This is a genomic window from Streptomyces sp. NPDC007983 (assembly GCF_042958345.1).
Taxonomy (GTDB): Bacteria; Actinomycetota; Actinomycetes; order Streptomycetales; family Streptomycetaceae; genus Streptomyces.
Genome location: NZ_JBIBJI010000012.1, coordinates 229,993 through 253,438 on the forward strand (window position 1 = coordinate 229,993; position 23,446 = coordinate 253,438).

At 70.9% G+C, this 23,446-nt stretch carries 14 protein-coding genes, 1 tRNA gene and 1 pseudogene; 8 read left to right on the forward strand and 8 right to left on the reverse strand.

The window, feature by feature from the left end; all coding sequences use genetic code 11:
- Positions 1-21 precede the first annotated feature (21 nt).
- Complete coding sequence (locus ACFZCY_RS31325; RefSeq protein ID WP_391180684.1) at positions 22-3,237, reverse strand: amidohydrolase family protein; 3,216 nt, start codon at positions 3,235-3,237, stop codon at positions 22-24.
- A gap of 212 nt (positions 3,238-3,449) precedes the next feature.
- Between ACFZCY_RS31325 and ACFZCY_RS31330 the strand changes: the two genes are divergently transcribed.
- Positions 3,450-4,391 carry an alpha/beta fold hydrolase gene (locus ACFZCY_RS31330; protein ID WP_391180687.1) on the forward strand — a complete coding sequence of 314 codons (942 nt, stop codon included), beginning with the start codon at positions 3,450-3,452 and terminating at the stop codon, positions 4,389-4,391.
- Between the two features lie 10 nt (positions 4,392-4,401).
- On the opposite strand, the gene ACFZCY_RS31335 is transcribed toward ACFZCY_RS31330, so the two are convergent.
- Both ACFZCY_RS31335 and ACFZCY_RS31340 read right to left on the reverse strand, forming a co-directional pair.
- Complete coding sequence (locus ACFZCY_RS31335; RefSeq protein WP_391180689.1) at positions 4,402-5,355, reverse strand: transketolase family protein; 954 nt, start codon at positions 5,353-5,355, stop codon at positions 4,402-4,404.
- Positions 5,356-5,435: 80 nt separating this feature from the next.
- A complete protein-coding gene (locus tag ACFZCY_RS31340) occupies positions 5,436-6,128 on the reverse strand; it encodes a transketolase (RefSeq protein ID WP_391180692.1) in 693 nt (230 codons plus the stop codon).
- Between the two features lie 55 nt (positions 6,129-6,183).
- Here ACFZCY_RS31340 and soxR point away from each other — a divergent pair.
- A pseudogene (gene soxR / locus ACFZCY_RS31345) lies at positions 6,184-6,657 on the forward strand (redox-sensitive transcriptional activator SoxR).
- Positions 6,658-6,767: 110 nt separating this feature from the next.
- A tRNA-Pro gene (locus ACFZCY_RS31350) sits at positions 6,768-6,844 on the forward strand.
- Positions 6,845-7,326: 482 nt separating this feature from the next.
- Here ACFZCY_RS31350 and ACFZCY_RS31355 read toward each other — a convergent pair.
- Positions 7,327-8,424: an integrase core domain-containing protein gene (locus ACFZCY_RS31355; RefSeq protein WP_391180694.1), complete on the reverse strand. Its 1,098-nt coding sequence runs from the start codon at positions 8,422-8,424 to the stop codon at positions 7,327-7,329.
- A gap of 358 nt (positions 8,425-8,782) precedes the next feature.
- Here ACFZCY_RS31355 and ACFZCY_RS31360 point away from each other — a divergent pair, with 358 nt between their 5' ends.
- The 3 genes from ACFZCY_RS31360 (at position 8,783) to ACFZCY_RS31370 (ending at position 13,598) form a co-directional block, all read left to right on the forward strand.
- Positions 8,783-8,929, forward strand: coding sequence for a hypothetical protein (locus tag ACFZCY_RS31360; RefSeq protein ID WP_391180696.1), 147 nt, complete (start codon positions 8,783-8,785; stop codon positions 8,927-8,929).
- Between the two features lie 95 nt (positions 8,930-9,024).
- Complete coding sequence (locus tag ACFZCY_RS31365; RefSeq protein ID WP_391180699.1) at positions 9,025-12,195, forward strand: thiopeptide-type bacteriocin biosynthesis protein; 3,171 nt, start codon at positions 9,025-9,027, stop codon at positions 12,193-12,195.
- Positions 12,192-13,598, forward strand: a complete 1,407-nt coding sequence (locus tag ACFZCY_RS31370) for a lanthionine synthetase LanC family protein (RefSeq protein WP_391180702.1) — start codon at positions 12,192-12,194, stop codon at positions 13,596-13,598. The genes ACFZCY_RS31365 and ACFZCY_RS31370 overlap by 4 nt, the downstream gene beginning before the upstream one ends.
- A gap of 16 nt (positions 13,599-13,614) precedes the next feature.
- Here ACFZCY_RS31370 and ACFZCY_RS31375 read toward each other — a convergent pair whose 3' ends face one another.
- The gene (locus ACFZCY_RS31375) at positions 13,615-16,473 is read right to left on the reverse strand and encodes an AAA family ATPase (RefSeq protein ID WP_391180705.1); all 2,859 of its coding nucleotides are present in this window, start codon (positions 16,471-16,473) and stop codon (positions 13,615-13,617) included.
- Positions 16,474-16,797: 324 nt separating this feature from the next.
- Between ACFZCY_RS31375 and ACFZCY_RS31380 the strand changes: the two genes are divergently transcribed.
- Complete coding sequence (locus ACFZCY_RS31380; RefSeq protein ID WP_391180707.1) at positions 16,798-17,571, forward strand: BTAD domain-containing putative transcriptional regulator; 774 nt, start codon at positions 16,798-16,800, stop codon at positions 17,569-17,571.
- A 744-nt stretch (positions 17,572-18,315) separates the two neighbouring features.
- Here ACFZCY_RS31380 and ACFZCY_RS31385 read toward each other — a convergent pair.
- Complete coding sequence (locus ACFZCY_RS31385; protein ID WP_391180710.1) at positions 18,316-19,782, reverse strand: DHA2 family efflux MFS transporter permease subunit; 1,467 nt, start codon at positions 19,780-19,782, stop codon at positions 18,316-18,318.
- A gap of 231 nt (positions 19,783-20,013) precedes the next feature.
- Between ACFZCY_RS31385 and ACFZCY_RS31390 the strand changes: the two genes are divergently transcribed.
- Positions 20,014-20,604, forward strand: coding sequence for a TetR/AcrR family transcriptional regulator C-terminal domain-containing protein (locus ACFZCY_RS31390; protein ID WP_391180800.1), 591 nt, complete (start codon positions 20,014-20,016; stop codon positions 20,602-20,604).
- Positions 20,605-20,641: 37 nt separating this feature from the next.
- Here the strand turns inward: ACFZCY_RS31390 and ACFZCY_RS31395 are convergent, their stop codons facing one another.
- Together ACFZCY_RS31395 and ACFZCY_RS31400 are read right to left on the reverse strand one after the other, a co-directional pair.
- On the reverse strand, positions 20,642-21,679 hold the full coding sequence (locus ACFZCY_RS31395; protein WP_391180713.1) for an MsnO8 family LLM class oxidoreductase: 1,038 nt from the start codon (positions 21,677-21,679) through the stop codon (positions 20,642-20,644).
- Between the two features lie 107 nt (positions 21,680-21,786).
- Positions 21,787-23,445, reverse strand: a complete 1,659-nt coding sequence (locus ACFZCY_RS31400; RefSeq protein WP_391180716.1) for a dipeptide ABC transporter ATP-binding protein — start codon at positions 23,443-23,445, stop codon at positions 21,787-21,789.
- Between the last annotated feature and the right edge of the window lies 1 nt (position 23,446).

Consider the following 23,446-nt stretch of genomic DNA (forward strand, 5'->3'; position numbering starts at 1 on the left):
CCGCGGCCGTCCGGACACGCGTCAGATGTGCAGCTCGCAGCACCCGTCGCGCCGCAACTGCCGTCCCACCTCCAGCCAGTGGTCCGCCGACCGCCCGTGCGCCATGGCGCCGGCGGGCGCCGGGAACGCCTCGACGAGCTGCCGCTGCTCGAACGGCACCCCGCCCCGCAGCACCGAGACCGTCCGTACCAGCGAGTCGAAGTCGGTGAACGGGTCACCGTCCACGACCGTCAGGTCCGCCAGCTTGCCGACCTCCAGGGTGCCCAGATCCCGGTCGGCGCCGAACGCCCGCGCCGGGAGGACGGTCACCGTGCGCAGCGCCTCCGCCGGCGACATCCCGAACCGGTGCAGCGCCCGCAGCCCCATGTGCAGGTTGAGCCCAACCGGCGTCAGCGGCTGGTCCGTCCCCAGGGCGAACACACCGCCACCGGCGAGGACCCGCCGGTATATGTCGATCTCGGTGCGCAGGGTGGCCAGCTGGGCGTCGGTCGGCGGCGCTCCGGCGAGCTGCCGCACGAGGGCGGTGTCCCACGGCGGCATCAGCCGGGTGACCCGCTCGTCCTCCGCCAGCTCGGGATCCGCGCCGACCAGCGGCTGGGCGGCGAACGGCGTGCCGATCAGCCGGAAGTCGGAGGCGGTGTAGATCTCCGTCACGTCCTGCTCGGCGCGTCCGGTCGCCGTTGTCACATGTCCGAACTCCAGTCGCTGGGTGGCCTGCAGATGGGTCGTCAGGTCCTGTCCGAGCTGTATCCCGGGCGTGCACAGATGGCTGCCGGAGCGCACCCCGAGCTTGTCGTGCGCGAAGCGGGCGGCCTCCTCCATGATCCAGCCGGGTGCGCGGACGTACGTCTTGACGAAGTCCCAGTCGAGCGCGGCCGCGCGGTCCAGCGAGCGCCGCAGCCCGTCCCGGGTGCGGTGCGCCCGGGCCATGCTGTACGCCACCCGCGACCCGTCCAGCAGCTCCCCGGTGGCCAGCAGCCGCGGCCCGGCCAGATCGCCCGCCGCGACGGCCTCCCGCAGCCGCGCCTGCTCATAGGCGAAGCCGCCGAACGAGACGGCGGTGGTGATGCCGTACGCGAGCTGCAGCGCGGTCTGGCGGCCGCCGTAGGTGTACTGCCAGGGGTGGGTGTGGGCGTCCCACAGCCCGGGGACGACGGTGTGGGACGAGGCGTCGACACGGCGCTTCGCGGCCCGCCCGGCGCGGTGCGCCTCGACGGCGGCGATCCGCCCGCCGCGCACCACGATGTCGACGTCCTCGCGGACCGTGCCCCCGCCGCCGGTGCCGTCCCAGAACCTCCCGGCGTGCACCACGGTGTCGGCCGGGCGCGGCCGCCGGTGGTCGAGCGCGATGCGCACCGTACGGGCGTCGCCGCTCGCGACGTCCAGCAGCCGCAGCTTGCCCGCCGACAGGTACAGGATGCTGCCCGAATCCCCGGACCAGGACGGATGGTCGGCCGCCTCGTCGGTCATCCGGCGCGGATCGCCGTCCGGGCTGCCGTCCGGGCGGACCGGCAGCAGCCACAGGACGGATTCGGCGACGACGGCCATATGGCGGCCGTCCGGGGACCAGACGGGGCCGGAGTCATAGCGGTCCGTCAGGGAGGTGTGCGGCGCGACGGCGTGCAGTTTCGCGGTGCCGCTGTCCGTGTCGACGACTCGGATGAGGTTGTAGCCCTCGCGGAATCTCTGGTTCAGCCGGTTGCGGTCGCACAGGGCGACATACCGGCCGTCCGGTGACCAGGTCGGCCGCCCGGGCAGCCCGCCCGCCCCGAGCGGCGCGGCCAGCACCTTGTCCGTACCGGCGGCCAGGTCCCGCAGCACGAGGTTTCCCGACATGTCGATACTGGCGAGCCGCTTGCCGTCGGGGGAGAGCGCGGGGTGCACCCGGCCGCCCGAGGCGAGCACCGTCTCCTTGCCGGAGGCGAGGTCCCGGCGGCGCACGGCGAGCAGCCCGTCGCGGTCGTCGGCGTACACCAGGGCGTGCCCGTCGCGCGTCCAGGAGGGGGCGAGCAGATACCGGGTGGCGTCCGCCCGTACGACCCGGCGCGGGGCGCCGCCGCCCGAGACGTCCGCGATCCAGAGGGAGTTGAGGGCGGCGAAGGCCACCTTGCGCCCGTCCGGCGACAGCGCGGGCAGATGCAGCCCGCGCACCGGACGCGCCCCGCCGCCCTCGAAGTCGTACCGCTTGACGGCGTACCGGGGCCGGTCGACCGGCAGCGTGGCGGCGAACGGGATCACCTCGCCCTTGGCCGGAGCCTCGGGGCGCACCAGCCGGAACCGCCCGTTCACCGTCAGCAGCAGCTCATCGCGCGAGACCCACCGCGGCGGCACCGGCTGCACATCGCCCTCGACCGCGACCGCCGCGCCGTCGACGACCAGCGTGCAGGACGCGTCCGGCGCGACGGTGGTGCGCAGATAGGCGAGCGTGCCGCCCGCCGACACGGACGGCGTCATCACCTGGGCACCCGTGGTCGCGTCGGTGTGCTCGACGGTCACCGGCCCGGTGCCGTCCGCCCGTACGGAGGCCACCGTACGGGCGTCCAGGACGGTCCCGGCGGGCACGCCGCGGACGAACAGCACGCGCTCGCCGTCCGGGGACCAGGTGGGGTCGAAGTCCTCCCAGGCACCGCCCTGGAGCGGCCCCTCCTGGCCGGGCAGCCCGGTCAGCCGGGTCAGCTCGCCGCTGGCCACGTCCAGCACCCACACCCGGTACGGGCTGCCTGCCACCGGGTCGCCGCCGCGCTCGGAGGCGAAGGCGATCCGGGTGCCGTCCGGCGACCAGGCCGGACCGCGGTCGTCCCACGGCCCGTCCGTGCGCTGCCGCACATCGGAGCCGTCGGGCCGCAGCGTCCAGATGTGGAAGCCGCCGCCCCGGTACGCGCACACGGCCAGCAGCTTCCCGTCGGGGGAGTGGACCGGACGGGTGGGCTCCAGATCGGGCGGGGTGAGCGCGACGGCATCACCGCCCTTACGGGGGACGGACCACAGCACGTTCTGGACCTCGGCGATCAGCCGGTCGCCGGAGGGGGAGAGGGACGCGGCGCCGTTGGTGGCCGCCGTGAAGGAGAGCGAGACCCGCCGCGCCTCCGCCCGGGCCGCGGCCTGGGCCACCGCCTCGGCCGGCAGCGCGGTACCGGCGGCGACGGCGGCGCCCGCGGCGGCCGCCTGGAGAAGGCGCCGCCGGGAGAGGGCGGAGGGACTGCCCGACGGCGCGTCCGATGCTTCGTATGTAGCCAACGATCCTCCTGGTACAGGGAATTGCACGGTTCAGGAGTTGCGGGTGGTACGGAAAGCGCTTGATCGTTACACACCGCACGTGCTCCCGGTCAACACCCCGTCAGCACCTTGTCGGCGCTGCGTCAACGCCCCTCCATGGGCCTTGGCTTGGCGGCCCGGCGAGGGGAGAGTGGGATTCCGCCCTCACCATCGGCCCAGGAGACGAGATACGCATGCCAGCCGGCGGCATCACCCACCGCACCGACCACCTGACCGCCCCGGACGGCGTGCGCGTCGCGACGTACACCTGGCAGCCGGAGTCGAGCACCGCGCGAGCGATCGTCCAGATCGCCCACGGCGCCGCCGAACACGCCCGGCGCTACGACCGGTTCGCCCGCTTCCTGGCCGGACACGGCTACGTGGTCGTCGCCTCGGACCACCGCGGCCACGGGGCGACCGCCGAGTCCACCGGCGGCCTCGGGGTCGTCGGCGACGAGGGCGACGGCTGGCGGGCCATCGTCGCCGACCTGCGCGCCATCGGAGACCGGGCCCGCGCCGACCACCCCGGGCTGCCGCTGGTCCTGCTCGGCCACAGCATGGGCTCCATGCTGGCCCGCGACTGCGCCCAGGAGTACGGCGGGGAACTGGCCGGGCTGATCCTCTCCGGCACCTTCCGCTCGCTGCCGGGAGCCGAGATCGAGGAGGCCATGGCGGATATCGAACGGGAGATCGCGGACCGCGGCCGTACCGCCCTGTCCACCTTCACCCCCACCCTCTTCGCCTCGTTCAACGACCCGTACGAGTTCGGGACGGGCTTCGAATGGCTCTCCCGGGACCGGGCCGAGGTCGCCGCCTACGCCGCCGACGAGCACTGCGGCTTCCCCTTCAGCACCGGCCTCTCGCTGGACTGGCTGCGCGCCGTCCGCAAGGTCAACGACCCGCGCAACCAGGCCCGCGTCCCGGCCGCGCTCCCCGTCCACCTCGCGGTGGGCACCGAGGACCCCTGCAACCAGCGGATGACCCTGGTCTACGAACTCCTGGAGGACTTCCGCTACGGCGGCACCCGGGACCTGAGCTGGAAGGGCTACCACGGCGCCCGGCACGAGATCCTCAACGAGACCAACCGCGAGGAGGTCCAGCAGGACCTCCTGGGCTGGCTGGACAAACACATCTGAGCCGCCGCCGTCACGTAAGCCGCAGAAAACCGCCGATGCGCTCACGCAGCGAGACCGCGTCCAGTCCCTGCCCCGCCAGGTGCTCCTCGATCGTCCCGTAGCGCCGCAGCTCGCGCCGGGCGATGCCGAGCCCGAGCACCCGGTGCGGCACGTCGGCGAGGGCGTCGTTCGCGGCCGCCGTCGAGGTCCCCGCGAGATACGGCTCGACGAGCACGACGTCCGCCGCGGCCGCACCGCTGCCCACGGCGCCCCCTCCGGCGGCGGCCGCACCGGCGGCGGCCGCACCGGCGGCGGCCCGCAGCGCGCGCCCGTCGAAGGGGCGCACGGTCGTGGCGTACAGCACGGTCACGTCCAGCCCCTCGACGGCCGCGAGCACGCCGTCGAGCATCGGCCCGACCGCGACCACCACCCCGCCGTGCCCCTCCCGCACGGTCAGGAACCGCCCCGGGGCGACGGTCCGCGGCGCCGCGTTGGTGTGCGCCGACAGCCGTACGTACACCGAGTCGTCCCCGGCCCCGGCCGCGTCCCGCAGCAGCGCCTCGGCCTCGTCGGGGTGGCCGGGCACGTGCACCGTCCAGCCGTCGAGCGTGTCCATCAGGGCGACGTCACCGGGCGCCATATGGGTGAGGCCGCCAGCGGGCCAGTCGTACGAACCGGCCGCGCTCACCAGCACCCCGCCCACCCCCTGATGCCCGAAGTCCAGCTTCAGCTGCTCGAACGGCCGCTCGACCAGAAAGCTGGCGAAGGTGTGCAGGATCGGCCGCATCCCGGTCAGCGCCAGTCCGCCGCCGACACCGACGAGCAGCTGCTCCCGGATGCCGACGTTGATCACCCGGTCGGGGTGGGCGCGCTGGGCGTCGGCGAAGCCGTCCTTGCCGATCTCCGCCAGGACGACGGCCAGCCGGGGGTCGTCGTCGAGGAGCCGGGAGACGGTGGAGGCGAAGCGCTCACGCATGGTGTCCACGAGGAATTCCCCTTAAAAGTCAAAAACTTCGATGCAGAACTGGATGCAGAACTGGACGCGGAACTCGGCGCGCCGGTGGCTCATGACCCCTTGGCCTCGACCCGGGTGACGACCGCGCGCGGCCGCCCCGGATGCGGTGCGGTGAAGGCCTCGTACAGCGCGTCGTGGTCCCGCCCGTCGACCGTCGCCGCGGACCAGCCCGCGGCCTCGAACCGGGAGGCGATGCCGCCGGGCCAGCCGTAGGTGGCGGAGGCGTTGTCCACGACGAGCGTGTGCAGCCGCTCCAGCCCCGCGGCGCCCGCGTACGCGATCGCCTCGTGGTTGCTCCCCTCGTCCAGCTCGGCGTCGCCGATCAGCACCCACACCGCGGGCCCGCCGGCCCCGGCGCGCCCCTGCGCCCGCAGCCCCAGCGCCGTCCCCACGCCCAGCGGCAGGCCGTGCCCGAGCGAACCACTGCTGATCTCGGCCCCCGGCACCAGCACCCGGTCCGGATGGTGGCCGAGCGGCGAGTCGTACGAGCCGAACCCTGGCAGCAGCGCGTCGGCGAAGAACCCCTTGGCCGCGAGCACGGCGTAGTACGCCATCGGCCCGTGCCCCTTGGACAGCAGAAACCGGTCCCGGCCGGGATCGTCCACGGTCTCCGGCGAGACCCGCAGTACCCGGTCGTACAGCACCCAGAGCGCGTCGAGCGTGGAGGTGGCGGCGGGCCCGTGCTTCTCGTCGCCGGTCATCAGGCTCATCAACCGAGGAAGGTCGGTGTAGGTCGAGGTCATGCACCGAGCCTGAAACTTCAAGTCCCCTTGAAGTCAAGCGCCAGCATCGCCGTCCATGAACTCGTCCTCCGACCGCCTCACCATCGGCGAGCCGGCCGCCCGCAGCGGGCCTCGCCACCTCGGCCCTGCGCTACTACGAGGAACTCGGCCTGATCCACTCCGAACGCACCGCCGGCCGCCAGCGCCGCTACACCCGCGCCACCCTCCGCCGCGTCGCCTTCATCCGGGCGGCCCTGCACGTCGGCCTCAGCCTCGACGAGGCCGCCGAGGCCCTCGCCCGCCTCTCCGCCGACCGCGCCCCCACCGCCACCCGGTGGAACGCCGTCGCCCGCACCTGGATCCATCGCATCGACCAGCGCATCGCCGACCTGGAACGCCTGAAGCGCAAGCTCACCGGCTGCATCGGCTGCGGCTGCCCTCCCTGCGCAAATGCGCCCTCTACAACCCCTCCGACACCGCCTCCACCCACGGCCCCGGCGCCCGCTACCTCCTCGGCGACACCCCGCCACCCTCCGCGAACACCCCGTGACCCCAGGTCGCCCCCGCGCCCGACCCGGGGTGGAAGCGAGCACCCCCTGAAGTGCGGTATTGTTCTTCATGCGCGCCCGGCAAGGGGGAAACCCCGAGCCGGACAAGCACCGGGACGTGGCGCAGTTTGGTAGCGCACTTGACTGGGGGTCAAGGGGTCGCAGGTTCAAATCCTGTCGTCCCGACCAGCGTTTTCGCAGGTCGGAGGCCGTTTCCGCGGGTAGCGGAGGCGGCCTTTGTCGTGTCTGGGCAGGGAGCGATGGGGAGCCCTCTGGGAGCCCTCGTGCTCCCAACTCGCAGACGTGTCAACGGTGTCCGATTCGTCCGTCACCCGATCCGGTAGATCTGCGGCGCCGTACCGAGCCCCTGTGTGCCGTCGTCAACCGTAGGCCCCTGAGGTCACCCCATCGATCTGGATGCTCTCTGCATCGAGAGGCATAAGAACCCCTTGGCGGCTCCCGACCCCCTTTCCGGGTGGGAGCACGGCACCGTGCTCCCCATGCGACAGGGATGGGGTGGACCACTGGTGATCTCTCCGGGCCGGTTTCCGCAGGCAGGTCGCGCGCGGGTGTCCCGGCCGTCGTGGAGTGTCTGCGTCAAGGCACGGCAAAGCCCCTTGGCGTCCGCCGGCAGATAGGGCTGCCCTTGCCGGAAACCTCATCCGTGCAGGTCACGCCGCATGTTGATATTCGTGGAGGATGCCGCCGAGGCGATCGTGTCGGCGTATGTCGAGGCGGGCTAACGCGTCGGGATCGTCGATCGGCGGGGGCAAGGGGTGCAGCGGCCTGGCGTTGGCGATGCCCTGGTGTGGTCGGTGTCCGTTGTAGAACTGCTCGAACTCGCGCAGGGTGTGGAGGAGGTGTCGCTGGTTCCAGATCAAGGTCCGGTCTAGCAGCTCGCGGCGACAGGTCTGTATCCAGCGCTCCGTGATCGAGTTCATTCGTGGCATCTGGATGCCGCTGAGCACGACGTCGATCCCCGCGTCCTTGAGGATGGCATCGAAGAGGGCGGGGAACTTCCCGTCCCGGTCCCGGATCATGAACCGTGCGCGGCAGCCGAGGTCTTCGAAGTCCATGACGAGGTTCTTCGCCGCTTGCGCTACCCAGGACGCGTTTGGGTGCGCGGTTGCGCCCAGGACGCGGATCCGGCGGCTGCCGTGTTCGATCACCACGAGCACGTACATCCGCATTCCCGACAGGGTGACTGTTTCCATGAAGTCGCAGGCCAGCAGGGCATCAGCCTGGTTGCGAAGGAAGTTGGCCCAGGTACTGGCGTTCCGCTCGGGCGCCGGGTCGATGCCTGCGTCCTTCAGGATTTCCCAGACAGTGGAGGCGCCCACCTTCACTCCCAGCACGAGCAGCTCGCCGTGCAGGCGTCTGTACCCCCAGCTCGGGTTCTCCCTCGCCAGGCGCAGCACCAGGATGCGGATCGAGCGCACCGTGCGTGGTCGTCCCGGGCGTTTGGGCCGGCAGGAGACGGCATGGCGGCGTGCGACGAGGTTGCGGTGCCAACGCAGCACCGTGTCGGGGCGGACGAGCAGCTGTAACTGTCGCAGGACGTGCATCGGCAGCCGGTGCAACAGGGCCGCCAGGAACGCCCGATCGCTCGGCGTGAACCGGATCTTGTCCTTGCCAAGTTGGCGTTCCAGCACGGTGATCTGGTGGCGCAGGGCGAGGATCTCCGCGTCCTTGTCTCGATCGGCCATCGGCAGCAGGCGAAGCATCGCGAACGCGTTCGTCACACCCAGGTAAGTCAGTCGCAGCAGCACGATCGATCATCATGACGCGCTGACGGCAACTGCGCGAGAGCGCGAGCTCGAGTGACCGCGGCCAGTTTTCGGGAAACCCGAAGAACCGCCCCCACCAGGGCGGATGAGGTTTCCGGCAAGGGCAATCTGCACCACCTGCCACCAACCTCTGCCCAGCAGGACCACACCAAGATCAAGACAGACCTGCACGGAGCCCTACTAGGACGTGCCTTAGATGCGGCTAAGACGCGGCTTGGGACGTTCCTTTAGACCTTGGGACGGCACTGCAGCGTGTGGTGGTTCGCCTGCTGGTTGTGGCGAGTCCGCTGGGGCGCTGCGTGCCGGATCGTCCACTGACCCAGAACCGTCTGGAGGAGACATGACGCAAGCCATCACTGCCGACGTCGAGTTCGACCTCGACCTCGATTTGGAGGTCACCCTCGAGGACTCTCCGGCCATGGAGGCCAAGTCCTTCACGGGGACCGGGACCTGCCTGTCCTGCCCGGTGACGTCCTGGAACTGTTGATCGGCTGAGGCGCACCGGGTGGAGCGGCCCACGGCCGACCACCCGGCGCGTCCGGCGAAGTACGGGGAAGACAGCGGGAGGGCAGGGTGCGGCTGATGAGTGCTGAAAGCGAGTTCGAGGCGGCCGGGATAGCGCTGCTCCGGGCAGCTGCGCTGCCGCTGCCGGAGGGTATCGACGGGACTGGCGAGGAAAGCGGCGGGCCGGATCAGGGCCGCGCCAGGTGTCGGAGCGGTCCGGACAGCGCCGACGAGCTGTGGCGTCAGGTAAAGCTCCTGGCCGACGACGAGGAGTTCATGACGGCCGTGCGACTGGCCAGCCCCAGCCTTGCCGACGACGTCCGCCGCGTCCTCGACGGCGCCGCGCTCAAGGAAAAGAAGCTGCGCCGGGTCGTGGTGTCCTTGGCCAAATACCGCCTGAGGATGACACACCGGCCCACCCCGTTCGGCTTCTTCGCGGGCGTCGCCATGGCGGGCGTCGGGCCGTCGCCCGTGCTGGAGACGAGCGGCAGTTCCCAGAGCGTGAGCCGCCCGGACGCGGCATGGCTCCACGCCGTCATCGAGAGCCTGCTGGCGACGCCGGGCATCGTGGAACGCACCAGGCTCGTGGCCAACCCACTGCGCGCGTCCCGCGACGGGCGGCTCGTCCTGGTCGACGCCCACGCTGCCGATGGTACCCACCGCCTCGCCCACTCCCTGCGCGATTCGGCGGTCGCACGCTGCGCCCTCGAGTACGCGGCGTCGCCCGTTGCTTGGCAGGAGCTCGTCGAACACCTCATGAACCGTTTCCCCGAGGCCTCCGCCGAGGCGGTGCGGCGCGCCGTCGCCCAGATGGTCCGCGGCCGCTTCCTGCTCAGTGACCTCATACCGCCACCGGACCGCACCGATCCGCTCGGTCACGTCCTGGAGCACCTCGGGGGGCTCGGCCACCCCGCCGCCGATGACCTGCACGCCGTACAGGAGGCGCTGGCCGCGCTGGATGCCGCGTCGCCCTCTGATCGCGGAACCGCCCTCACCACCGCCTGCGCGCGGATGCGGGTAGTGCACCCGGCCGAGGACCTCATCCAGTCCGACCTGGCCTTGGACACCCGGCTCGTGCTGCCGTCCGCCGTGGGCCGAGAGGTAGAGCGGGCCGCGAGCGCGCTCTGGCGGACCAGCCTCGTCCAGCCCGGCGTATCCGAACTGCGGGATTACCACCTCAACTTCCTCGAACGGTACGGCACCGATCGGCTCGTTCCGGTGCTCCACCTCCTCGACGAGGCAGGCGGACTCGGCCTGCCCCACGGGTACCGGCTGCGTCCGGCCGAGGCGGTCGCCGCCCAGCCGCCGCACCCGCGCGCCCACCGACGCGACCAAGCGCTGGCCGAGCTGCTTCTCCAGGCCACGAAGCACGGCACCGGCGAAGTGGTCCTCGATGAAGTGGCGCTGAACGCGCTCACACTTGGTGAGACGGGCCGACCCACCCCGCCCTCCATGGAGATAGCGGCCGAGGTGGTGGCGGAGAGCTGGCAGTCGCTGTGCTCGGGTGAGTTCCAACTCCTCCTGGGAGCGGGGCAGGGATCGCCGCGCGGCGGTGCCACCTTCGGCCGCTTCTCACCCGCGCTGGGGGACCGGGCTGACGACGTCCGCAACCTTGTGCGCCGAGCCCGGGAGAGCCAGGCGGAGGACGAGGTGACCGCCGCCGTGGCCTACGTACCGCGTGTGATCCGCTCCGCCAACGTCGCCACCGTCCCCCAATGGCTCGACCACCGCATCCCGCTGGGCATCGGGCCGGCCGCCACGGACGGCGTCACCGACATGCCCCTGGACGAGCTGGCCGTCCACGCCACCCTCGACCACCTGCGGCTCGTGCACGCTCCGACCGGCACGAGGGTCCGCCCGGTGTCGTACTCGATGCTCAATCCCGCCAGCGGCCACCTCCCCGACGTGGCGCGCTTCCTGCTGGACCTCGGGTACGAAGGACGGGAGTGGTGCGCCCCCTGGAACTGGGGCGCCTGGGCCGCGGCCCCCGCCCTGCCACGGGTTCGCCACGGCAGGACCGTGCTGTCCCCGGCTCGCTGGCTGCCCGATCGGGAGCTGCGGGAGGCGGCCGCGCGGCGGGCCGCCCCGGCCGGAGCGCCGGACGTGTGGAGTGGGCATGTGGAGCGGTGGCGCAGCCGCTGGGACGTGCCCCGGTACGTCCTGCTGACCCGCGTGGACAACCGCGTCGCCGTGGACCTCGACGATCCGCTTCATCTGCTCGTGTTCCAGGAAGAGATGAAGCAGCCCAAGGGCCTTGCGGTGACGGAGTGGTTCGGCGGCCCCCGCGCGAGCGCGTGGTTCACCGCGCCGGGCGGGGCGCACGCATCCGAGTTCGTCTTCCCGCTGCTGGCCCGGGAATCCTCCGGAGCCACCCGGCCGGAGAGGCTCCGGAAGCGGCCGGCGCCCGTTGCCACCGGCGTCAGGCCGCGCACGCACGTGCCGGGCGGCGAGTGGCTCTATGCCAAGGTGTACGTGCCCGGTGCGCTGCAACCGCATGTCCTTGCCCGACACCTGCCTCGTCTCGCCGCCCCGGACGTACTGGAAGCCGCCGAGGTGGACACCTGGTTCTTTCTGCGATACGCGGACCCCGACCCGCATCTGCGGCTGCGCTTTCACGGCGAGCCCGACCGCTTGTGGCGGGTTCTGCTGCCCGCCGTGCGGGCCTGGGGCGAGGAACTGCGCACCGCGGGGCTCGCGGGCCGGCTGGTGCTCGATACGTACGAACCCGAGGTCGAGCGGTACGGCGGCCCGGCCGCCATCGGCCACGCCGAGCGCGCCTTCCACACCGACTCCGCCGCTGTGCTCCAGCAGTTGACCGCGTCCCCGGGCGGCGGCACGGAGCCGGTGGTGGCAGCCGGGCTCGGCATCCTCGCGGCCCTCACCCCTTTCGGCACCACGGACGAGGTCCTCGGGTGGCTGAGCGACGCGAGCGTTCTGAACCTGCGGGGCGAGGTATCCCGCGCCCGCAAACGCACGGTGGCCGACCTCCTCGACGCCCACGGCCGCCCCGCTCCGCCCGACCCATTGGCTGGTGAGCGGTGGGCCGCCCGCGACACGGCGCTGGGCCGCCTTCGTGCGGCACTTCCCGAAGCCGAAGGCCCGGACGGGCGCGCGGCGGTCGCCTTGAGCCTCGCCCACATGCACTGCAACCGGCTTCTCGGTCCCCATCGCGACGAGGAATTGCTCGCGCACGCCACGGCCCGCGAAGGACTCGCGGTACACCTCGGCCGGAGGAGGCACGGCGGATGACCTCCGCACCCGGCCATGGCCCGGCGGCGCTGGATGTGGCGTATGAGGTTGCCGAGCGGCTGCGGCATCCCGGCCACGTGGCCCGAACCGCCCGTGCCGCCTTCGCCGCCGTCCCTGAAGCGCTGCTGCTCCCCGGGTGGCAGCCGGCGTCGGTGCTGCTCGGACACGCAGGTATCAGCATGCTGCATGCCCGGCGGGCCCGCGACGACGTGCGCTGGGCCCAGGTCGCGCACGCGCATCTGGCGGCCGCCGCCGAGGCCACGCGGGAGGCGGGTCCGGTGGCGGCCGGGGACCTGGTCCTGCCCGCCCGTCTGCTCGCCGCCCAACTCGGCGGCTACGACCGCCTGCTGGCGCGGGCCACCGAGATCCATGCCGAGGCAGCCGCGCGGCGGGTCGCACGACTCGCGGACCGCCGCGCCGAACCGGGCCGTGGCCTGTCCTACCTGGACTACGACGTGATCGCGGGCCTGGCCGGTCAGGGGCGGACCCTTCTCCTCTCCGCCGGCCACGGCGACGAGCGCAGTGCCCACGCCCTCACGGATGTCCTCACCTACCTGATTCGCATGACCGAGCCCGTGCGCGTCGCCGGGACCCGGGTACCGGGATGGTGGTGTGACCCAGAGCAGTACGTGGTCCCGCGCGACCGTGAGACCTTCCCCCGCGGAGACTTCAACCTGGGTGTGGCCCACGGCATTTGCGGCCCGCTCGCTCTGCTCTGCCTGGCCCGTCTCGCCGGGCACGACGTGCCCGGCCTCACCGACGCCATTCGCCGTGTCACCGACTGGCTATGTGTAAGAGGGCGCACGGTCGATGGGGGCGGGGCGACCTGGCCGGGGCGCGTCGCGTACGAGGACGAGATCGCCCATATCGCGGATGCGGACCAGGCCGAGACCCCCGGTGCGCGGAACGACGCACCGGGCGCCGGGGGCGGCGCGTCGCGGGAGCGGGCCGGATGGTGCTACGGCACTGTGGGGGTGGCGTGGGCCCTGTACCTGGCGGGCCGGGCACTCGCCGATCACGCCCTGACGGGCCGGGCCACTGCCGCCATCAGTGCCGTTCTGCGCGCGCCGCTCGACCACTCGGTCGGCGACGACCCGGGATTCTGCCACGGCCGGGCCGGAGTGTTGCAGGCCGGAGTGCGCATGGCTGCAGCCACGGGGGATGCGCGGTTGTGGACGGGCGTCGACGCGGCCGCCGAGGGGGTCCTGGCGGTGTACGACGAGCAAACGCTTTTCGGCTTCCGGCAGCGGGTGCGAACCCAGAAGTGGGCAGGCGGCATCGACAGTCCCGCGCTGATCGATGGCGCGGCCGGGGCCGCACTCGCCCTCGCCTCGTACGCGGATGCCCGGAGCGGGCAGCCGGTCGGTGACCACATCTGGGACGCGGTGTTCCTGATGAGCTGAGCCCCGGGGCGGATACTCAGGCGTCCCACGTCGTCGAAGGGCCCACGACGCCCGCCTCGGTCATAACCCGAGCCAGCGCTGCCCGTGACCTGATATTGAGCTTGCGATAAATGCGCGTCAGGTGCACGTCAACCGTACGCGGACTCATCCGCAGCTCTTCCGCGATTTCGCGCGTGCGCATACCGGTACCCGCGATGGACGCGACCTCGCGCTCCCGCCTGGTAAGCATGGCCAACAGATCCAGCACCGAGGTGGCGCGGCGGCGGGACTCCTTGCGGACCTCGGCGAGTGAGGCAGGATGGGCCTGTGGCGCTGTGGTCAGCGGGCGACACCCGGACTGGTGGGTAAGCTCCTCGGCGAGGGCGAACAGCGAGTTGGCCTCCTCGTACTCTCCGTCGGCCGTGAGGTGGACCGCGGTCTCCTGCAGTGCCCAAGCCTGCGCGACCAGCATCCCGGTCGATGCGAACAGACAGGCGGCCCGCTGGTACAGCCGCGCCGCTTCCCTCGGGCGCTTACGCAGGACATGGGCCTGTGCCATGGTCGCGTAGGCGAACGGCACCGGGGTTTTCAGTTTCTGCGCCGCCACCCGGGCGCGCCATGCCCATCGCGGCGCGATGGCATTGTCGGCGGCCACCGCCGACGCGGCGAGTACCTCGTAGCAGGCGGGGCGCAGGGCTGTAGGAATGCCGAGCAGATCCGGGCCGCTGCCCGCGACGAGGATGAGCGATTCGGCGCGGAGCAGGTCGCCCTGCTCGCGCGCGGTGCGTGCCAGCGTCAGCGCGGTCAGCGCCACTCCGCCCCGCGACCCGGCGGGCAGATCGTTCAGCGTCGGTGTTGGCACGGCAGGGGGCGCCACCGTCGAAGCCGACTCCTCACCGCTCACCTGCGTGGTCCAGGACTCCAATGCCCCCGCCAGCCCCGTGAGATGGAGCGGATCGGTCCCGGTCAGGGCATTCCGCGCGGCGCGCGCGGCGGCCCGTGCCGCGCGCACCCGGCCCGAGTGGGAGCCGGCGTAGGCGATGCCGAGTTGGAAGGTCGGCAGCAGGAAGGTGCGGCCATGTGAGGACAGTAGGCCCAGCCCACGCTGGCAGTGCTGGTTCGCGCGCTCGAACTGGCCGAGGAAGTTCTCCGCCCAGCTGAGCACCGCCATGTACTCGGGATGTGCGCACACCACATTGTCGGGCAGCGTAGCCAGAATGGCCGCGCTGTGCTCCGCGTACCGCAGCGCGAGCACGGCGTCGTCGGCCAGGGACTCGGTGTACGCGAGGACGGCGAGCGCCCCCGCCTGGACCAGCCGCTCGCCGTGCTCCCGCGCCGTCTGCAGCGCCAGTGTGATGCACTGAACCTGCGGAGTGCTCTCGTACAGCAGCGCCGTGATCTCGCCCTGTAGGAGAAGCGCCGCCGAAGCTCGCGGCAGGTGGCGCGGCGGCAGGTCCGCAAGCGCCCTGTCGATCGTCGTGCGGGAATACTCGCGGCTTCCCAGGAAGGCCTCGGCGAGCGCGCAGAAGACCACCATGCCGGTGCGGGCCGGGCCGGGCTCGGGCGGCGCGCAGTCGAACGCCGCCCGCAGCAGATCGCGGTGACCGTGAAGCGACCGCTGCGCGCCCAGCACCCGTACGAGCAGCCCGCCCAGCTCCTGCCGTTCGGCTTCAGACCGGTCGCAGGGGGCCGAGGCGCGCAACGCCACCCGCAGCCAGTGGGCGGCCCGTTCCGGTGAGTCTGCGAGACACTCCTCGGCGGCACGTAGCAGGGCGCGCCGCTCCGCGAGGCCCGGATTGCCCGCGGAGTGCTCGATGTGCGGTGCGAGGATGGAAGCGGGCGCGCCCCTGCCGGACAGGGCGGCGAAGGCGCGGCTATGCGCGTAGGTGCGTGGGCAGGGTGGGACCGCCTCGTACACCAGACGGCATAGCAGCGGGTGCCGGAAGGTGTGGTCGGGGGAGTGGTCCACGCGCCGCAGCAGATCACGCTGGACCAGGTCGGAGACGCTGTGACAGACGGTGGCTCGCTCGAGGCGTGCTACCTCGGCAAGCAGGTCCACATCGAAGCGATCACCGAGTACGGCTGCCGCGTGCAGGACGGTGCTCAACGGTGGTTCCAGACCGGCGAACTCACCGTAAAGCGGTGTGGCGAACTCCTCAGGAACGGGCAGGTTGTGCCGCTCGGCGGCGGAGGGTGCCCGCTCCATCTCGCTGTGCGCGAAGGCCAGGCGCAACGGATTGCCCTCGCTGGACGCGTACAGCTCCTGGACGTGCTCGTCGATGGCGGGCAGGCCCAGCATGGCCGCGGATTCGGCAAGCGTCAGTGGCCCGAGCTCGATCCGGTGGACTAGGCCCAACTGGCTGGCCTGTACTAAGGAGTTACGCAGCCGCGGTGACGTCTGGCGGGGGCGGCAGGCGACGGCTAGGAGGATTGGCGCGTCAGGAAGCAGTTGCAGGAAGTCCTCGACGAGACGCTGCGACGGCCGGTCGGCCCAGTGGAAGTCGTCGAGCAGGAGTACCAGGCCGTCGCCGGCGCGGACGCACAGCGCCTCGTAAGCGCGTCGGCACCAATCGTCCAGAGCGCTCTCGGCCGAGAGGCCTGGCGCGTCGGCCGAGATGCGGGCGCAGTCGTCGCCGAGAACATGGCGGAAAGGGTGTCCCCAGGTACCGCGGGTGAACTCCGCGCTTTGGCCGTGCTCGACGGCGAATCCCAGCGTGCGTGCCCGGCGTGCCAGTTGGGACAGCAAGTGGGTCTTGCCGGTGCCCGGGTCCCCTACAAGGTTGACGACGCCCGCCTTGCCGGAATTCAGCGTGTCCAGGACGGTCAGGAGGTGGTGCCGCTCGGTCGGCCTTATCTCCTGCTGCGATGGGTGGTCCGGGGTCCTGGCTGTGTGCACTCGCGTGCATCCCCTTCCGGTGTTGGGTGAGCCGCTGACCACAAGGTGTCCAACGAGCGGGAAACATGGCTGTTCGACCGCTCGGTCATTGACCCGCACAAGTATTCCATAGGGGATGTCCGGGCGTCAGATCAAATCCGGCTTCTTCACACAGATTCACACAGAGTCAAAATGTTCCCGTCGCGACTTCCGGTAAGCGTACGTGGTTTCCCTGATGTGAGTAGCGGTCATCTTGGGCATGCTTCACCATCGGACGGTCAGCAATGCAGCTCAACGTCGCGCTGCCGCGCTGAGCAACCCTGTTCAGCTCAACGGAGGGGAGATATGAGGTACGAGATGCTCGGCAGTCTGAAGGTGAAGCGCGAGGACCTCGTCACCACCGTCAGCGCGCCCAAGACCGAACTGCTCCTGGCTACTCTGCTGGTTCGGGCGGGTCAGGTCGTATCCAGCGACCAACTCGGCCGGGAGATATGGGGTGACGAGCCGCCACGCAGGACAATGGCCGCGATGCACGTACATATATCCCAATTACGCAAGTTACTCGGCGGAAGCGGGCGCGGCACCAGTCCGGTAGAGACCAGATCGCCTGGGTACCTGCTGCGCCTCGGTGCCGATGACGAACTCGATGTGGCCGAATTCCGGCGTCTCGTCGAGTCCGGTCGGGAGGTCGGTGAGCTGGGCCACTATGAGGAGTCGTCCCGGCTGCTCGGGAAGGCCCTCGACCTGTGGCGCGGCACGGTTCCCGAGCACTGGCAGGGCGGCCCCATCCTGGGCGAGTTCGTCACCTGGGCGGAAGAAGCTCGGCTCGAGTGCCTGGAGCTGAAGCTGAACGCGGACCTGTGCCTCGGCCGTGATCGGGAGTTGATCGCGATGCTGCGCAGCCTGGTGACCGAGCACCCGCTGCGTGAGGCGTTCCATCGGCAGCTCATGCTGGCGCTCTACCGCGCCGACCGGCAGGGTGACGCGCTCAAGGTCTACCAATACGCCCGTGAGACTCTCGACCGCGAGTTGGGGGTGGGGCCGGGGCGGGCGCTGCGAGAGATCTACCAGGCCATTCTCACCTGCGATGGCACACTGGAGCTACGGGCGGCCGCGTGACCCGGGGGAGACCACAGAGGCGAGCGAGCAACGTCTGCTCCGCATCAGCGCCGTGTGAAGCGGATAGTCGCCGACCTCACCGAGCTGTGAGGCCATCGCTTCTGTGTCGGTCGCCACCGCCCATAACCCATTCGCCGATGGTGTGGCGGCGCACGGCGGCCTGACGCGACGGTGCGAGTCGGCCGTGTGGTGCCTCGCCGCCATCCGCGGTGCGCCGCAGCGACCTGGCAGGGCTGTGGGAGAAGGGTGCAGTGGATTGCGTCCGGTCTGGACAACGGCCCGGACCGTCTGCCGCCCGCCTACGTCGCGATCGCGTCGCGACGGCTTCTATGCTCCTGCTGACGGTCGCAGTGCGGTCGGTTGTGGGGGCCACCGGTGGGGCTGAGGCACGGCCGCGTGGGATGATCCGGCGCGCAAGTTTGGGCTGTGCAATCAGCCGTCCGGGGCGGCCAGGAAGCGCATACTAGTGAGGAGGGGCAGAGTGAAAGGCAGGGGGGAACCAGCAGTTCATTCCCGGTTTTCCGCGGATTGCGGTGTTCCGGTCCCTCGGTGGTCCGAGCGACAGTCGGGTTGCCCTAGGCCATGATAAGCGCAGGGATCGGCATGGCTTGCCTTCCGGTCGCAGTGAGCTATCCGCAGCAAGCCTTCCGACCCCTTTGAGATGGCGCTTACAACGGGTCTTATTCCTCTTGTGTCAAGCGAATTTGTTTCAGCCGATTTTCTTGTTGCATCTGGCCAGACGGGTTACGTCGCACTGCCCTCGGGAACCTCGTCCCTCCGCGCTTCGCCGTTGTCCTGATCCGAGCCCTGAGCGTCTGTGACCGCCTTGCCGGGCAGGAACCAGCCGGAGACGAGGACGGCGATCGCTGCCCCGAACACCCACCAGGACGTGGTCTGGAACGCCTCCACGCGGCTGTGCCCGTCGCCGGTCTGGCTCTGCAGCAGCAGTGCGACCACGGCGATGCCGAGCGAGGCGCCGAGCTGGTTGACGATGTAGAGGGCGGAGGTGCCCTGCGCAGCTGACTCCGCGGGCAGCGTCCGGTACAGGGAGCCCATGGTCGGGGCGCCGATGAAGCCGAGTCCGACGCCGGTGGTGAACGCACAGAGGCCGAGGAGGGCTTCGCTGGTGTGCTCCCCGGCCTGGGTATAGGCGAGGGAGCTGAGCGTGATCAAGAGCGCGCCGGCCGGAGCGAGTCGCTTGGCGCCGACCCGGTCGCTGAGCCGTCCGGCCACCGGCATGGCGAGGAATGACCCGACTCCGAGTGGCGCGAGCAGCAGCCCGGCGGCGAGCACGTCGTGCCCGCGGACCTCCTGTTGATACAGGGGTACGAGGAACAGCATCGAGAAGAGCATGATGCCGGTCAGGCCCATGACGGTGACGCTGGCGGTGAAGGCACGGCTGCGGAACAGGCCCAGGCTGATGATGGCCTTGGCGCCGGCGTGCAGCGCATGCAGCACATAGCCAAGGAGTAGGACGGCGCCCAGTACGAGCGAGACGACCACCGGTGCGGAGCCGAACCCCGCGTCCTCGGCCGCCCGCGACAGCGCAAAGGCGAGGATGGCGAAGGCAGGCCCGAGCAGGGCGAGTCCGATCACGTCGAGCCGGGCCGCGGAGCGCTCCTCGCGCGGGGGGTCGCTCGGCACCACACGCAGGGACAGCAAGAACGCTACGACGCCGATGGGAATGTTCACCAGGAAGATCCAGCGCCAGTCGAGTCCCTGGATGATCAGGCCACCGAGGATGGGGCCGAGGACTGGGCCGAGCGGGATGACGATGCCCATCAAACCCATCACCCGGCCTACCCGCTGGGGCCCGGCGACTCGCGCGAGCAGCGTCAACATGATCGGGTCCAGCATGCCGCCGCCGAAGCCCTGGATGACCCTGAAGACGATCAGGCTCTCGATGTTCCAGGCGAACCCCGATGCGAGCGACGCCCCGGTGAACAGGCCGAGCCCGATCAGCCACATCCGCTTGCTGCCGAACCGGTCGACCGCCCACGCGGTGAACGGGATGGCGATGGTGACGGCGAGCAGGTATCCGGTCGCGACCCAGCCGACTGTGCTGAGGGACGTGTCGAAGTGGTCGCTCAGGGTGCCGATGCCGACGTTCACGATCGTGCCGTCGAGCAGGCCCATGAGGCCGCCCATCAGGAGCACGCCGATCAGCCGCAGCAGCGCCGCGTCCAGGCGGTCACCACGTGCTTGCGTCATGTGTCTCTCCGGTCCCAACAGAAGTGAGGTGCTAGCAAATCTGAACCAGTCAGTTCAATCTAATGCCCGTCGTTGGACGTTGCAACTTATCGGCAGGGTCTTTTGAACCAAGTAGTTCAGGTTTTTGAGTTCCAGGGTAGGATGGGTGCCGTGAGCGCACCGAAACTCTCAGCCAGGGACAGCCGGGACGGACGGCGGACATCGCGCGGTCGCATCGACAAACGGGAGTCGATGCTGGACGCGTCCTTCGCGGTCTTTGCCAGGGAGGGCTACAACCAGGCGAGCGTGGACGAGATCGCCAGTGAGGCCGGGGTCGCCAAGCCCACGGTCTACAACCACTTTGGCGGCAAGGAGGAGCTGTTTCGCGAGGCCATGACGGCCACCGCCGAGCGAGCCACGGCCAAGTCCCTTGCCGTCGTCGCTGAACTCTCCATCGACATCGAGAACTTGGCGCCCGCACTGGAGAGCGTCGGTTACCGCCTGCTCAACTGTTACTGCAGCGAGGACGCCTGGGCGCTGCGGCGCCTGCTGTACGCCGAGATCGTCCGCTTTCCCGACCTGTTCGAGAAGGTATGGGGCAGCGGCCCGAGTCAGCTGTCGGAGGCGCTGGCCGATCGGCTCGCCCGACTGGCGCTCGCCGGGCGGTTGCGGCTCACCGATCCAGTTCGCGCGGCCGAGCAGTTCATCGCGCTCATCACCGGTCCCCTGGAGGGCCGGTCGGTCCTGGGCACCCGCCAGGTGCCCGACAAGGAATTGCGGGAGACGGTCCAGGCCGCCGTGGAAACCTTCACGCGCGCCTTCGCCGCCCCAGCCAAGGACTGACCTGGCTGACGGGGCTCGAGCGGCAGGCGCCCCGAGGTCACGGCCGCGGCGTCGCCCGCGCGCCGTTGCCCAGCTCACCGGAGACCTTGGAGAGAAGTTCGTACGACCGGATACGGTCGGCGTGGTCCGGCACCAGCGTGATCCCCATCAGCTCGTCCGCCTCGGTCTGGGTGTACAGCGTCGTGAGCTTGCCGCGCAGCGTCTCCGGACCGCCGAACAACTGCGCCGCAGAATGCTCGACGGCGAACGCGCGCTCGGCTGTCGTGAAGGTGTGGGCCGCCGCTTCGGCGGCTGCCGGGTACAGGCCGTACAGGTCGCCGTGCTGGATGCGTATCTTGCGCAGGAGGTACGGGCGCGCCAGCTCCTCGGCGTGCTCGTCGCTCTCACCCACGATCACCATCGCCGCCACGATCACGTACGGCCGCTCCAGGGCGGCGGACGGCCGGAACGCCGCCCGATAGGCGGCCACCGCGCTCGGCGTCAATTGCGGCATCAAGTGGTGGGCGAACGCGTACGGCAGGCCGAGCCGCCCGGCGGACTCGGCACTCGACAGGCTTGACCCGAGCAGACACACCCAGGGGCTGCCGGGCGGTGCGGGCAGCGCGACCGTCGTACGGGACGACGCGGTCGACGCGTCGGTGCCCAGGTAGCCGAGCAGCTCCTGGAGCTGGTCGGGGAAGTCGTGTCCCGGGGACTGCCGCAGGGCCTGCGCTGTTTTCGGATCGCTGCCGCCCGCACGGCCGATGCCCAGGTCGATGCGGCCGGGGTGCAGCGCCTCCAAGGTGCCGAACTGCTCGGCCACGGCGAGGGGCGCGTGGTTGGGCAGCAGAACTCCGCCCGAGCCGACGCGCAACGTCGAGGTGACGGCCGCCAGTTGGCCGGCGAGCACGGCGGGCGCCGACGTGGCCAGGCTCGGCGTGTTGTGGTGCTCAGCAACCCAGTAGCGCAGAAAGCCCAGGCGCTCCACATGCTGCGCGAGGTCGACGGCGTGCTGCAAGGCGTCCACACCGGTGGCACCGGTCCACACGGGCGCGACATCGAGCACGGACAGGCGCGGGGCGGGGGCGTGGGTCATGGGGCGGGAGTCCTCTCTGTTGTGGGGTGGCGGTGCGTCGTCCATCGGTGTGCGGCACGGACGGCGCGGTACGACAGTTCGCTTGTACGGCTGCGGGGGCGTTCGGGTCAGAATGCATCCTGGGGGCGCGGAACCGCCGCGAGCAGTTCTCGTGTGTACGCGTGCTCCGGTTGGCGGAAGACCCGTTCGACGACGCCGTGCTCGACCACCTCGCCCGACCGCATCACCAGGACCCGGTCGCTCGTGTGCTGAATGACGCCGAGGTCGTGCGAGATGAACAGGACGGACAGGTTCAACTCGCTTTGCAGATCTGCCAGGAGGTCCAGGATCTGTGCCTGCACCGACAGATCGAGGGCGGACACCGGCTCGTCGCATACCAGTACCTCCGGCTCCGGGGCGAGCGCACGGGCGATCGCCACCCGCTGACGTTGCCCGCCCGACAGCTCGGCCGGGCGTCGCTCCAGTACCCGTTCGTCCAGGCCCACTTGGTGGAGCAGCGCCACGGTGCGGTCCACCACACGCCGGGACGCGCGGGCACCGGGAGCGCCCAGTGCCTCGCCCACCAGGCGCCGCACGGTGTACCGGGGGTCGAAGGAGCCAAGCGGGTCCTGGTGCACCAGCTGGATGCGACGACGCAGCGGCCGGCGCCGTGCTTCCGGCAGCCCCGACCACTGCCGGTCGAGTAGCCGGACACCGCCCCCGTCCGGTTCGATCAGGCCCATCACCATGTGCGCCACGGTGGTCTTGCCCGATCCGGACTCGCCGACGATGCCCAGGGACTCGCCCCGGGCCAGTGTGAACGATACGTCTCGCACGGCGACACGCCGTCCGCGGTCCACGGTCCGGTACTGCTTGACCAGCCCTGTCGCCTCCACGACAGGCTCGGCGGAGGACGGCCGTACGGGGGCGTCGGCGTCACGTACCTCCGTCGTAGACGCGCGGGACGGGGAGGCTTGTGCGGACGCCGGGGTCGGAACGCGGCTCAGGCGCGTGCCCTTGGGGTGGGCCGTCGGCTGGGCGTCGAGTAGCGCCCGTGTGAACGGGTGGGTGGGCGAACCGAGGACTTCCTTGGCTGGTCCCTCCTCCACGAACACGCCGTCGCACATCACCGCGATCCGGTCGGCGAGCCGGGCCACCACCGCCAGGTCGTGACTGATCAGCAGCAGTGCCGTGCCTGCGGCTCGCTTCGCCGCGAGCAACTCCAGGAGTCGGGCCTGCGTGGTGACATCGAGTGCCGTGGTCGGCTCGTCGGCGATCAGCAGATCGGGCTCTGCGGCGAGCGCGGCGGCGACGAGCGCGCGCTGGCGCAGCCCGCCGGACAGCTGGTGCGGATACTGCCGCGCGCGTTGCGCGGGTTCGGGGACGTGCACTTCCTCCAGCAGCTCCACGGAGCGTGCACGGCGCCGTGCACGGGGCACGAGGCGGTGGTTTCTCAGGGCCTCGGCGATCTCGGCGCCCACCTGGCGCACCGGGTCGAGCGAGGAGAGCGCGTCCTGCAGCACCAGACCGACGCGCCGCCCGCGAACGGTACGCCATTCACGCTCGCCGAGCGCCGTCAGGTCGGTGCCCCCGAGGCGTAGCGTCCGGGCGGTCACCAAGGAGCGCGGCCCGGTCAGTCCGACCAGGGCACGGGCCGTGACGCTCTTGCCCGACCCGGACTCGCCGACCACCGCAAGGCACTCGCCCGGGTGGACACGGAAGCTGACGCCGCGTACCGCCTCGATGCGCTCCCGCCCGGCGCTGAAGGCGACGAACAGGTCCGACACG

Excerpts from the sequence above, each read along its gene's own strand:
- ACFZCY_RS31330 (WP_391180687.1), top strand. The coding sequence starts at position 3,450 with ATGCCAGCCGGCGGCATCACCCACCGCACCGACCACCTGACCGCCCCG.
- ACFZCY_RS31340 (WP_391180692.1), bottom strand. The coding sequence starts at position 6,128 with ATGACCTCGACCTACACCGACCTTCCTCGGTTGATGAGCCTGATGACC.
- ACFZCY_RS31360 (WP_391180696.1), top strand. The coding sequence starts at position 8,783 with ATGACGCAAGCCATCACTGCCGACGTCGAGTTCGACCTCGACCTCGAT.
- ACFZCY_RS31365 (WP_391180699.1), top strand. The coding sequence starts at position 9,025 with ATGAGTGCTGAAAGCGAGTTCGAGGCGGCCGGGATAGCGCTGCTCCGG.
- ACFZCY_RS31370 (WP_391180702.1), top strand. The coding sequence starts at position 12,192 with ATGACCTCCGCACCCGGCCATGGCCCGGCGGCGCTGGATGTGGCGTAT.
- ACFZCY_RS31380 (WP_391180707.1), top strand. The coding sequence starts at position 16,798 with ATGAGGTACGAGATGCTCGGCAGTCTGAAGGTGAAGCGCGAGGACCTC.
- ACFZCY_RS31385 (WP_391180710.1), bottom strand. The coding sequence starts at position 19,782 with ATGACGCAAGCACGTGGTGACCGCCTGGACGCGGCGCTGCTGCGGCTG.
- ACFZCY_RS31390 (WP_391180800.1), top strand. The coding sequence starts at position 20,014 with ATGCTGGACGCGTCCTTCGCGGTCTTTGCCAGGGAGGGCTACAACCAG.
- ACFZCY_RS31395 (WP_391180713.1), bottom strand. The coding sequence starts at position 21,679 with ATGACCCACGCCCCCGCCCCGCGCCTGTCCGTGCTCGATGTCGCGCCC.